Origin of the sequence: Nocardia sp. NPDC056952 (genome assembly GCF_042674185.1) — a bacterium.
GTDB lineage: Bacteria > Actinomycetota > Actinomycetes > Mycobacteriales > Mycobacteriaceae > Nocardia.
The window spans coordinates 623753-635583 of the sequence record NZ_JBHURA010000001.1 but is presented as its reverse complement, the minus strand read 5'-3'; the positions used below and the strand labels follow the sequence as shown (position 1 = coordinate 635583).

At 69.2% G+C, this 11831-nt stretch carries 13 protein-coding genes; 5 read left to right on the top strand and 8 right to left on the bottom strand.

The features are described from left to right. The first annotated feature begins 20 nt into the window (after positions 1-20). A complete protein-coding gene (locus ACFTS5_RS02725) occupies positions 21-629 on the top strand; it encodes a hypothetical protein (protein ID WP_378626885.1) in 609 nt (202 codons plus the stop codon). Between the two features lie 74 nt (positions 630-703). Here ACFTS5_RS02725 and ACFTS5_RS02720 read toward each other — a convergent pair whose 3' ends face one another. The 3 genes from ACFTS5_RS02720 to ACFTS5_RS02710 all read right to left on the bottom strand — a co-directional run bounded on the left by ACFTS5_RS02720 (position 704) and on the right by ACFTS5_RS02710 (position 2973). Continuing rightward, positions 704-1201, bottom strand: coding sequence for a hypothetical protein (locus tag ACFTS5_RS02720; RefSeq protein ID WP_378626884.1), 498 nt, complete (start codon positions 1199-1201; stop codon positions 704-706). A gap of 176 nt (positions 1202-1377) precedes the next feature. After that, positions 1378-2166: an inositol monophosphatase family protein gene (locus tag ACFTS5_RS02715; RefSeq protein ID WP_378626883.1), complete on the bottom strand. Its 789-nt coding sequence runs from the start codon at positions 2164-2166 to the stop codon at positions 1378-1380. A gap of 72 nt (positions 2167-2238) precedes the next feature. After that, a complete protein-coding gene (locus tag ACFTS5_RS02710; RefSeq protein ID WP_378626881.1) occupies positions 2239-2973 on the bottom strand; it encodes a sulfite exporter TauE/SafE family protein in 735 nt (244 codons plus the stop codon). A 126-nt stretch (positions 2974-3099) separates the two neighbouring features. Here ACFTS5_RS02710 and ACFTS5_RS02705 point away from each other — a divergent pair, with 126 nt between their 5' ends. After that, a complete protein-coding gene (locus ACFTS5_RS02705) occupies positions 3100-3897 on the top strand; it encodes a hypothetical protein (protein WP_378626879.1) in 798 nt (265 codons plus the stop codon). Here the strand turns inward: ACFTS5_RS02705 and ACFTS5_RS02700 are convergent. Beyond that, the gene (locus ACFTS5_RS02700) at positions 3894-4484 is read right to left on the bottom strand and encodes a hypothetical protein (RefSeq protein ID WP_378626877.1); all 591 of its coding nucleotides are present in this window, start codon (positions 4482-4484) and stop codon (positions 3894-3896) included. The genes ACFTS5_RS02705 and ACFTS5_RS02700 overlap by 4 nt on opposite strands. Before the next feature lie 139 nt (positions 4485-4623). Between ACFTS5_RS02700 and ACFTS5_RS02695 the strand changes: the two genes are divergently transcribed. Then, positions 4624-5787: a sensor histidine kinase gene (locus ACFTS5_RS02695; protein WP_378626876.1), complete on the top strand. Its 1164-nt coding sequence runs from the start codon at positions 4624-4626 to the stop codon at positions 5785-5787. 17 nt (positions 5788-5804) lie between these two features. Further along, the gene (locus ACFTS5_RS02690; RefSeq protein ID WP_378626875.1) at positions 5805-6434 is read left to right on the top strand and encodes a response regulator; all 630 of its coding nucleotides are present in this window, start codon (positions 5805-5807) and stop codon (positions 6432-6434) included. A 17-nt stretch (positions 6435-6451) separates the two neighbouring features. Here ACFTS5_RS02690 and ACFTS5_RS02685 read toward each other — a convergent pair whose 3' ends face one another. Next, a complete protein-coding gene (locus tag ACFTS5_RS02685; protein ID WP_378626874.1) occupies positions 6452-7024 on the bottom strand; it encodes a TetR family transcriptional regulator in 573 nt (190 codons plus the stop codon). 107 nt (positions 7025-7131) lie between these two features. On the opposite strand from ACFTS5_RS02685, the gene ACFTS5_RS02680 reads away from it, so the two are divergent. Further along, positions 7132-7935 (top strand): SDR family NAD(P)-dependent oxidoreductase, encoded by an 804-nt coding sequence (locus tag ACFTS5_RS02680; RefSeq protein WP_378626873.1) that lies wholly within the window; start codon positions 7132-7134, stop codon positions 7933-7935. Between the two features lie 113 nt (positions 7936-8048). Here ACFTS5_RS02680 and pdxS read toward each other — a convergent pair whose 3' ends face one another. The 3 genes from pdxS to ACFTS5_RS02665 all read right to left on the bottom strand — a co-directional run bounded on the left by pdxS (position 8049) and on the right by ACFTS5_RS02665 (position 11831). Next, entirely contained in the window at positions 8049-8969 is a 921-nt protein-coding gene (pdxS, locus tag ACFTS5_RS02675; RefSeq protein WP_056810852.1) for a pyridoxal 5'-phosphate synthase lyase subunit PdxS, read from the bottom strand. A 152-nt stretch (positions 8970-9121) separates the two neighbouring features. Further along, positions 9122-10306, bottom strand: a complete 1185-nt coding sequence (locus tag ACFTS5_RS02670; protein WP_378626872.1) for a Cmx/CmrA family chloramphenicol efflux MFS transporter — start codon at positions 10304-10306, stop codon at positions 9122-9124. 310 nt (positions 10307-10616) lie between these two features. After that, a complete protein-coding gene (locus ACFTS5_RS02665; protein ID WP_378626871.1) occupies positions 10617-11831 on the bottom strand; it encodes a winged helix DNA-binding domain-containing protein in 1215 nt (404 codons plus the stop codon).

The following is an 11831-nucleotide window of genomic DNA, read 5'->3' as shown; positions in this document are numbered from 1 at the left end:
GAATTTGCTGAGATGGTCCGGTGCCGACGTTCACTCCCACCTCCCCCGCCGCCCTCGCCCGGCTCGTCGCCGACCGGCTCGTCGAGCTGCCGGGGCGGCGGGTGCTCGCGGTCGACGGCGCCGATGCCGCCGCGCCGGTGGAACTGGGCCGCCGGATCGTCGAGACGCTCACCGACCGGGGGCGATCGGCGGCAGTGGTGTCGGTGCACGACTACGTGCGACCCGCGTCGCTACGCATGGAATACGGGCACGATGACGAATGGTCCTATCGCACAGCATGGTTCGACTACGAGGCGATGCGCCGCGAGATCCTCGACGTTCTCCGCACCGAAGGGCGCTGGTTGCCCGCGCTGTGGGACGAGGCGCGCGACAGGTCGGCGCGAGCGGCGATTCGGTCCGCGCAGGCCGATCTGGTGCTGGTGCTCGCGGGGCCGATGCTGCTCGGTCGCGGTCTGGATTTCGATCTCGCGATCCGCCTGGAATTGAGTGAGCAGGCGGCGCTACGGCGTACACCCGCCGAGCAGCGATGGACGCTGCCCGCTGTGCGCGATCACACTGCCGACAATCCCGAGGAAGCGACCTGGACCGTTCGCTGGGATCACCCCGATCGGGCGGCACTGCGCCGCTGACAGCACGGGAACCGGCGCAGTCCCGAGACGCGAAAGCCCCGTCCGGCAGACGGACGGGGCTCGAGCGACGACGATCAGGCGCAGGCGACCGAGGTCTGACCCAGGTTGGTCAGCATGCCGCAGGCCCACGACTTCTGGACCTTCCACTTGCCCTCTTCGGCCACGAACGGCACGTCGACGACATTGGTCTGGCCGTTGACGGTGAAGTTGGCCTTGGCGTTGACACTGTCACCGAAGGAGGTCACCTCGGTGACCTGCACCTGGACGTTGTTGTCCTGGACGGCCTGGGCCAGGCGGTTCGGCAGCTCGGGGTCGGCCTCGATGCCCTGGACGAAGTCCAGCTTCTGGTCGTTGGGGACCGCCGGATCCAGCGCGGTGGTGAGCTGCGCGTTGAGCTGTTCGACCGTCGGCACCGCCGGCAGGTCCGCGGTTGCCGAACCCTGAGCCTTGGCGCTGGTGGTGGTCTTGGGCGCGGGCTTGTCGCCCTTGTCGTCACTGCACGCACTCAGGCCGAGCGCGGCGACCACAGCCAATCCTGCGATCGCGACTCGTCCGGTCCTACGAAACTTCATCCACTCGTCCTTACGTCGGGTCGGAATCTCGCCCTCTGGGCGACGGCGGAGGACCGGCGCCACACAGCGCAGGCCTCGATGCCACGGCGAGGACGCTACCCAGTGATGTTGAGGAAACTCTGAGACACAGACAATCGGGGTCTGTGAGATGCGCCCGATTGCGATGCACCCCAGCGTCACCCGGCGCGCAGCCCCGCCACCGCCTCGACCAGCCGCGCATGGGTCGGCGCGTCCGCTGCCGCGATGAGCCCGTGTGGCGCGGTGTGCAGCGGTTGCCCGGCGAGACCGGTGACCACGCAGCCCGCCGCCTGACATACCGCGATCGCGCTGCTGAAATGCACGCTGTCGCGCAGATCGCCACCGGTGATGTAGGCGGCGCGACGCCCGGCCGCCACCCAGACCAGGGCTAACGAGGTCGATAAGACCCGCGGATGGAATTCTCCCGCAAAGCCTTCGGCGTCGAAGAGCCGCGCCGGGGTCGACCAGGGGAACGGGTGGTCGAGGTCGACATCGACGAGATGGCTTCCCGAGTGCGGGCGCAACGGCTCGTCGCGGCCCTCGGTGCGCAGGAACGCGCCCTGCCCCGCCGTCCAGAACACTTCGTCGGCGAACGGGTCGGCGGTCGCCGCCACTGTCACGGCGTCGCCGTCGCGCAGCGCGACATTGACCGCCACGAACGCGGTGTCGACAGCGAAATTCCTGGTGCCACAGAGTGGATCGACAAACCACGTCCGATCGCTGCGGGCAGAGCCGGTGACGCCCGATTCCTCGGCGACGAACCGGTCGCCCGGACATTCGGTCGCGAGGACGTCGAGGATGGCTTTCTCGGCCGCGATATCGGCCTGCGTGGCGAAATCGTCGCCTTGTTTGGCGTAGCGAGTGAGCGGAGCGTGGAAGGCAGACCGGATCACCGCCGAAGCGACTTCTGTTGCGTGGATTGCGATTTCACTATCTGAGTGGTGCACCGTCTCCAGGCTACGGACCGTGTCGCGGCCCGGCAGGCGAACGAGCGGGCCGCAGCGAACACTCCGGTGCCGCTACTGAGCCAGATACACGGCGAGCCCGAGTCCACCGATGCCGACCGCCACCCGCAGCGCACTCGGCGGAATCACTTTCACCACCGGCGGACCACACCAGCCACCTGCCAGCGCACCGGCGCCGAGGGCCAGCGCCGCACCCCAGTGCACCGGTCCGAAGGCCGCGAACCCGACCGCGGCGACCAGGTTCGCGATACCGAGCAGAAAGCTCTTGAGAATCGACGCGCTCCAGATGGATTCGGCGGTGCACAGCATCATCATCGACAGGTAGATCACGCCCGCGCCCGCGCCGAAATACCCGCCGTACACGGAGGTGAGCAGGATGCCGACCGGGACGATCCAGGGCGCGCTGAGCTCGCCGATATGGTGGCGCACCAGAGGTTGCACCAGCAGCGCGATCGACGCCATCGCCACCAGAAACGGCACGACCACCTCGAACGCACCGTCCGGGGCGACCAGCAGCGCGAGCGCGCCGAGCAGCCCGCCCACGGCCGCCAGCACCGCCCAGCGCACCAGCGTGGGTCCTCTGCCGACGAGTTCACGTCCGGAATTCGCGGTCGCCCCGACACCGACGGCGACCATGGCGACCGTGTTGGTGACGTTGGCCGCGACGGGCGGCAGACCGGCGGCCAGCAGCGCCGGATAGGAGACGATCGAGGCCATCCCGGTGACGAAACCGATCAAGCCGGTGAAGAATCCCGCGACGACCAGCAAGGAGAAGTCGAGCGCGGTCACGGACCGACTGTACGGTATGCCCAGTTGGCAGCAATTCCTGGGCCAACCGATACCGAGCCCACATCGCCCACCTGCGCCGGGATCACTCCGACGCGCCGAAGGCCGTGCCAGGATGTCGGAGTGCAGATGACGACTTTCGAGCCGGGCGAACCACCCGTTCGACGTAACCGGCTGGACTCCAACACCGTTGCCCGCCTCGACGACGTCACCACCTTCGCCCAACTGCTCGACGCGTTAGAGCTGGTCCGCATGGATCATCCCGATGCCAGGATCCTCTGCACGCTCGACGATCTCGGCCAATGCGCGTACACGAGCATGCACGCCACGCTCGGGCTCATCGAAGGCGAGGACGGGGTCGTCCACGACGACCCGGACGACCCCGCCGCCACCCACCACGCCGAGAACGCCACGGTCTCGCGCATCGCCGCGCTGCTGGACAACCCGTCCGCCCGCGTTCCGTGGGACGCGCTGCGCGACACCCGCAACGCGTCCGAGGACGAACTCGCCGCGCTCGTCGCCGCCAACCGTTCCCCCGACCGTGTGGTCGACGACGTCGTGCTGATCCAGCGTGTCCCGGTGGATCGGGACGACCTCGCCATCGCGGGTATCCCCAACGGGTACTTCGCCGACGACTGGAGCACCTACGACAACCACACCGTCATCCGCCGCATGGCCACCCACGGCTATCGCCACATCGCCATCGGCGCTTCCCTGCTCGCCTTCGCCCGGCCCACCGCTCCCACTCCCGAACAGGCAGCGGCCCTTGTCACCGACCTGACCCATCTGTACGGCTCCCCCACCGCCATCGCCTGGCACGAACTGGCCGTCCTGCTCCCCACCCAGCGCCAGCTCATCCTCGGCTACGCCGAGAACTTCGCCGACGCCCTCACCGCCGATACCGAAGGCGCGGCGGGTCAGCCCTAGCCGGCGAGTACGGGAGCCGACTGTCTCGCGGTGACGTTCGACCACACCCACCAGGCCAGCCACCCGATGCCCACCCCGGCCGCGATGTGCCCCGCACGGACCAGCGGCGTCGGCAGCAGGAAGGTCAGGCACAGCACGGACAGACCCGCTGTGTAGAGGGTCGCGGCCGCGACCGGCACGGCGCGGCTGCCGATCAACGCCGAGCCGAACAGCAGCGTTCCGGTCAGCGCGAGGAACCCGGTGAGCAGGAACGCGGATTTGGCTGGGCTGGTGAGCAGTTCGTCCACGACGGGCTTGTCCAGGTACACCAGGACGAAATTCCTGGCGAAGGCGACGCCGGCGAAAAAACCGAAGCCGAGAAACTGGACGACGAAGCCGAGTGCTCCGAAGCGGCCGAGGCGCAGGTGCAGCAGCGAGTACAACGCCACCAGCAAACCGATGCCGAAGGGGACGGCCGTCCCGTTGAGAACCTGGGTCAGTGGTGTCTTGCCGTCGGCGATCAGTTCGGTCGCCCCCGCCGCGGCGATCGCCGCGCCGCAGAGGAATCCTGCGAGGCTACCCAGTCGCAGTAGTGCTCGTGTGTCCATGTCGAAATCCCTTCTCGATGTCGAGTTCGACGGTAGGAATCCGGTGGTCACGGCGGTAAGTGCCGGGCGACCCATGACTTTCGGCTACATTCGCCGCGCAGCCCTGGTCGTGTGCGGAACACGGCCATAGGCTCAGCCGATGCATCGACCGCACGCACTGACCTGGGTGGCGTGCTTCCTCTACGCCTCGGTGCTGATCGCCGGACTCGCTGTCGCCTCGACCGCGCCTGTGGACCCCGTCCGGTTGTGCGCTTTCGCCGGCGCGCTCCTCGTGGCGGGCGCGCTGGAGATCGCCGAATGGCGTGGACCTGCCACCCGGGCCGTCGCCCTCGCAGGCCTGGTCGTCCGCGCGGCCGTGTACGCCGTGATCACCGCACTGGACAGCAGTGGCAATGCGAAGGTTCTGTTCGTCCTGCTCCCGCTCACCGCCTATTTCGCCGTCGGACACCGGGTCGCCTACACACTCGCCGGTGGCGGTCTGCTCCTGGCCGGAGCCCTTGTCCTCGGACGGCCTGCGCTGCGCCATGATCCCGAAGCGCTGTCCGATCTGCTGATGTTCGCGATCGGCATCGTGTTCGCCCTGGCGATCGCGGTGATCGCCGAACGCGAGGAGACCGGGCGGCGCCGTGCCGAAACGCTGCTCACCGAGCTGTCCGACGCGCACGCCAGACTGCGCGAGTACGCGGACCAGGCGGTCACCCTGGCCACCGTCGCCGAGCGAACCCGGGTGGCCCGCGATATCCACGACAGTGTCGGCCACCACCTCGTGGTCGTCGCGATCCAGCTCGAGAAATCGGCCGCGTACCGAACGGTGGACACCGACACCGCCGACCGGGCGCTGGCCGAAGGACGTCGTTCCGCGCGCCTGGCCCTCGACGAGGTCCGTCGCGCGGTGGGCACGCTGCGCGCCGACGACACCCGGTTCACGCTCAGCTGCTCGCTGCGCGCGCTCGCGGCCCGACTCGACGACCCGGGCTTCGCCGTGACTCTCGACCTCACCGGCACCGAGGACACCGTCGGCGAACCTGTGCGCCTCGCCCTGTATCTCGCCGCGCAGGAAGCGCTCACCAACGCGCGCCGCCATGCCGGCGCCACCGCCGTGGCGGTCCGGGTCGACCTGACGCCGACCACCGGCGTCCTCGACATCGCCGACAACGGAACAGGTTTCGCGCCGGGCACGGCCGAGGGGCAGGGGCTCACCGGAATGCGTGAGCGCCTCGACCTGGTCGGCGGCGAGGTACGAATCACCTCCACCTCCCGGGGAACTCGTCTGCTCGTCACGATCCCGGTGGTTGCGCGATGACCCGGCACCATGCGGGGATGCCGGCGCCGAAGGTCCGCGTGCTGATCGCCGACGATGAGCGTCTCGTCCGCGAAGGGATCGCCGCACTGCTCGCCTTGCAGCCCGGTATCGACGTAGTCGGCACGGCCGAAAGTGGCGCCGAGGCAGTCGAATCGACCGCCGCGCTGACACCTGATGTGGTCCTGATGGACGTGCGGATGCCCGGAATGGACGGCGTCGAGGCAGCCGGCCTCTTGCGCGGCCGGGCGACGGTGCTGATGCTCACCACCTTCGACGACGACGGCTACATCGTCGCGGCCCTGCGCGCGGGCGCCTCCGGATACCTGCTCAAAGACCTCCCCGCCGCCGAACTCGCCCAGGCGATCCGCCTCGCGCACGCGGGCGTCGACCAGTACTCCGCCGCCGTCACCGCGCGCCTGGCCGCCATGGTCCGATCCCGCACACCACGCCCCACCGTCGAGCTCACCGGTCGCGAAACCGAGGTCCTGCGCCTGCTCGCCACCGGCGCCGCCAACCGCGAGATCGCGCGGTCCCTCTACCTCAGCGAGGGCACCGTCAAGAACCACATCTCGAGCATCCTGAACCGCCTCGGCGTGCGGGACCGCACCCAAGCCGCCATCTACGCACACGAGCAGGGCATCCTCTGAGATGCCCACGGCCGGGTTCAGGTCAGGGCGTTCACCATGCGCGCGGTGAGCACCCGGGTGCGGTCGAACGGCGCCGCGCTCACGGCGGGCGTGCCGATCACCGAGCGCAGCACGCCGAGGCCGATCAGCAGGGCGCCGATCAGCTCCGCGCGTAGTTCCGCGCCGGGTCCGCCGAGCCGGTCGGCGAATTCACGCAGGTAACCGTCGCAGAGCTGGGCGCGCAATTGATCGCGCACGTCGTCGTGGCCGGCCGATCGGAGCATGGCCAGGAGCGGGTGTTCGCCGCCGTAGCGCGACCAGTCCTGGTACACCACATCGTGGAGCAGGGCATCGGCGATGCTGACGACCGGGCGGTGCGGATCGGCGGCCACTCCGGTGGGGATCTCCAGGTGCATCGCCTCGGCGTAGAGCCCCTTCTTGGAACCGAAGTAGCGCGATACCAAGGCGGGATCGACCCCGACCTCGGCGGCGATCTCGCGCAGTCCCGTGCCGTCGAAACCCTGCGCCGCGAAGCGGATTCGCGCGGCGTCGAGCAGCGCGGCACGGGTGGCCGCACGATCGCGGCGACGGGGTTCGGCTTTCGGTTCCATGAAGTCATGCTAAGTCATCAGATGTTGACTTGGTGCCGCGTTCGTTTCTAGCCTCGACATATCGGCCGATGACACAGTCCAGAGTGATTCGAGGAGAACGGGATTCGATGCGCACGTATGTCATCACCGGCGGCACCGACGGCATGGGCAAAGGGCTCGGCCTACATTTTCTGCGACGCGGCGACCGGGTGATCGCGATCGCCAGCGGCGCGACGAAAGGCGAGGCGTTCCGCCGCGAGGCCGCCGCGCTCGGCGGGGGCGAGCGCGCGGTGTTCCTGCGAGCCGATCTGAGCACCCTGACGGGAATGCGGGACACCCTTGCCCGGGTCACCGCGCTGGCCGACACCGTCGACGGTCTCGTCTTCGGCGCCCAGCGCTTCCGACCGCGGCGCGAGGTCACCGAGGACGGCACCGAGTTCACCTTCGCGCTGCACTACCTGAGCCGATTCGTCCTCGGACACGGTCTCGCCGATGCGCTGGAACGCGCGGATACCCCGGTCATCATGAACATCTGTGGCCCCGGCGGCTTTCCCGGCCGCATCCACTGGGACAACCTGACCCTGCGCGAGGGCTACACCGGCACGCGCGCCGCCATGCAGGCCTCACGCGCCAACGACCTGCTCGGCGTCGCCTTCCCGCACCGCCACCCGAACACCCGCACCCGCTACGTGCTCTATAACCCGATGATGGTGCGGACCGCGATGGCCGACCCACTGCCCACACCCCAGCGGATACTGACCAAGGCCGCCGGACTCGTCTTCGGCCGATCGGTCGATCAAGCGGTCCCGCCGATCGCCCAGCTCCTCGACGAGCCACCCGCTGATCCGGTGACCGCTTCCGGCGCCGAACCCGGCTCCCCCTCACGCGCAAGGACTTCGACCCGAACAACGCGATCCGCCTCGACACCCTGACCAGCGAGCTCGTCCAGCGCTGAGTCGCCGCACGACAAAGCCTCGGCGGGCGTCGCGATCACGACGCCCGCCGAGGCGAATGTTTCAGTGCCCGAACGATATCGGGCCCACGATCACCAGCCGCGCTCGGCCAGACGGTGCGGCTGCGGGATCTCTTCGACGTTGATGCCGACCATGGCTTCGCCCAGGCCGCGCGAGACCTTGGCCAGCACGTCCGGGTCGTCGTAGAAGGTGGTGGCCTTGACGATGGCGGCGGCGCGCTGTTCGGGGTTGCCGGACTTGAAGATGCCCGAGCCGACGAACACGCCTTCGGCGCCGAGCTGCATCATCATGGCGGCGTCGGCGGGGGTGGCGATGCCGCCGGCGGTGAACATCACGACCGGGAGCTTGCCGGTCTGCGCGACCTCACGAACCAGCTCGTACGGGGCCTGCAGTTCCTTGGCGGCCACGAACAGCTCGTCCTCGGACAGCGAGGTCAGCCGACGGATCTCGCCGCGGATGGTCCGCATGTGGGTGGTCGCGTTGGACACGTCACCGGTGCCGGCCTCGCCCTTGGAGCGGATCATGGCCGCGCCCTCGGTGATGCGGCGCAGGGCCTCGCCCAGGTTGGTGGCGCCACAGACGAACGGGACGGTGTAGTTCCACTTGTCGATGTGGTTGGCGTAGTCGGCGGGGGTGAGCACCTCGGACTCGTCGATGTAGTCCACGCCCAGGCTCTGCAGGATCTGCGCCTCGACGAAGTGGCCGATGCGGGCCTTGGCCATGACCGGGATGGAGACCGCGGCGATGATGCCGTCGATCATGTCCGGGTCGCTCATCCGGGACACGCCGCCCTGGGCGCGGATGTCGGCGGGCACCCGCTCGAGCGCCATCACGGCCACGGCGCCGGCGTCTTCGGCGATCTTGGCTTGCTCGGCGTTGACCACATCCATGATCACGCCACCCTTGAGCATCTCGGCCATGCCGCGCTTCACGCGGGCGGTGCCGACGGTGTTGGTGGTCTCAGGCGTAGTCACGAATGTCTCCTGTGTCATGGGCGCCAATCAAGTCGCTCGGATTCGGTTCACCGTCGATTCTAGAGCTGCCCGAAATCGGCCTTCATAGCCAGTTGAGCACCACTGGCCTTGTCACGACCAGCGGCGATGCGTTCGCCGCTCACCGCTGGCCTTGTCCGATGGCCTGGCATTCACCGTGCCACGGGTGCGACCGCGTCCGCCACAGGCGCGCGCCGTGCCCGGTCGACCAGCACGATCGCCGCCGCGACGGCCGCCGCCCCGGCAGCGCACCACAGCGCCGCGACCGGGGTTTGCGCGCGATCGACGGCCACGCCGGCGACGACCGGACCGAGCACCGCGCCGATATTGAGCGCGGTCGTGGCCAGCGCTCCGGCGAGCCGAGGCGCGGCGGGTGCGGCGGTCCGCACGATGGTCGCGATCACCGCGGATCCGACGCCGAACGCGGCCGCGCCCGTGAGCAACGTCATGGCCGCGAACCCCGCCATCGTGTGCGCGGTGAGCGCGGCCAGCGTCCACACGCCGACCAGTCCGGCCGTGCCCACGGTGATGATGGAACGGCCGTGGCGGTCGCTGTACCGACCGGTGAGCGTCACTCCGACGAAGGAGCCGAGGCCGAACAACGCCAGCACCAGCGGGACCCAGACGCTGGTCGCGCCCGCGATCCCGGCGGCGACGGTGCCGAGGTAGGTGAACGCGGCGAACGTCGCGGCATTGACCAGAACTCCGACGATCACCCCCGACCGCACCGTGCGCACCCCGAGCACCGCCCACTCGGACCGCATCGACCGATCCGAGGCGCCGACTTCCGCACCGTCGCGCGGCACCATCGACGCCACCGGGACGAGGACCACCGCGCTCACCACCGCGACGGCCCAGAAGGCCGATCGCCAACCCCACAGCTGCCCGAGCAGTGTCCCCGCCGGTACGCCCACGATGCAGGCCACCGTCACCCCCGACACGGTGATCGAGGTCGCGCGACCGACCAGCGCGGGCCCGACCAGCCGAGGCAGGGCCGCCAGCACGAGCGCCAGGAATCCGGCGTTCGCGACCGCGGCGACCGCCCGGGTAGTCACCAGCACCGCGAAATCGGTGGTCAGCGCGCCGACGATATGGGTGACGCAGAAGAGCGCGAGAAATGTTGTCGCCGAACGCCGTAGCGGCCACCGACCCATGGTGGCCGCCATCGTCGGTGCGCCCAGCACCATGCCGACCGCGTACACCGACGTCAGCAGCCCCACGGTGCCGACCGAGACGCCGAAGTCGGCGGCGGTCCGCGCCAGCAACCCCGACATCATGAATTCCGATGTGCCCTGCGCGAAAACCGCGGCAGCCAGCACGAAAACCCCGATGGGCATGATTGATCAACTCTCCGGATACCGGGACGCCGCGCGTCGCACGCGGTGTCCGAGATGAGGCGGCATCGAGCGAATCATGGCCCGGCCGCGCGGAATCGACGATCATCCGGCGTTGCGAACGACACATCGCATCGATCCGCGGACCGATGCGATGCTGGACCCACAACGCCGCCCGGCCCGCAGGCCGGACGGCTACCTTCTGGACGCCTCCGGAGAATTCACCCGCCCACCCTATGCGAGGCGACGGCGCCGGAGTCAACCCGTTTTCTCGACAGTCGGCGGGGATGCCGAAAGACGGAAAGACTGTCGATCAGCTTGCGGGATCGTCGAATCGCACGTCGACCTCGGTGGCGCCGCGCAACGTCGCCACGGGCGCCGCTTCCTCGCGCAGCAGTGCGCGTAGCCGCGAGCTCATCGACTGGAACGGTGTGACGGTCAGTGTCAGCGTGCGCCCGCTCTTGCGTGGGCGCCAGATTCCGGCGACGGCGCCGTCGGCGAGCACCACGCCCGGTGCGCCGACCGTCTTCCACACCGCGCGTCGATATTTCGGATCGACGATGGTGTCGCGATCCCGGGTCTGCGTGTAGGGATCGCCGGGTGGCAGCAGCCGGACACCGGATGCCTCGTGCGCTGACCGGAGCTCTTCCAGGTCCTCGGTGTGGATCCACCGGCGCCGCCCGTCGTAGTCGACCGGAGTGATTTCGTCCGCCACGGTGTCCCACCACGGATCCACGTCACCGGCTCGCACGCCGAGCCAGGTCGCGAATTCACCGCGGGACGACGGTCCGTAGCACCGCAGATAGCGGCGCAGCAGGGTGGCGCGATCCGCCGCGGGATCGGTCTTCGGCAGCGGGCCGTCCAGCCATTCCGCGAGCAGGACGAACGGTGCGGTGTTGGCGGTGCGCGGTGCGAGGCACACGATGCCGCGCAGTGTCAGGATCCGCAGGCAGAAGTGCACGACCGCCTCCCCCAGTGGTTGGTTCGCGCCATACGGACCTGGCGACTGCCATGCTGTGCGCTGGGCAGCGGTCAGTGTGTCCGCGATGCGGCTGGCCAGTTCTGCGCCGAGTTCGCCGATCGCCGTCGCACGCTGCGACAGCACCGGCCCGATCTGCGCGACGGTGCGCTCCACCACCTCGTCCAGACCTATCCCGAGGGTGTCGAGCGCCGGACCGACGCCGCCGATCAGCCGCAATCGCGCCGCCTCGGTCGTCGGCAGCACGCCGGTGGTGAAGACCGGTGCGTCGGCGGTCGGGAAGAAGAACGGCGACCCGCGCATGCACCAGGTCTGCAACAACGCCTTGTCCTGTGCGACAAGGTGATCGACGTGGTCACCGGTCACACCGTCGACGCGGGCCGCCAGCGCAAGCAGCGCCGAGCCCGGCGGGCTGTTCTGCACCGCGCACGCGCCGGCCACGTCGAGCAGATCGCCGATCGGTCGCCGGGAGAGCAGAGTGTTCGCGTGCAATCGAAACCCGATGACCTCAGCGGTTCCGATGCTGACCGAATGCTCCCGAGCCGCCAC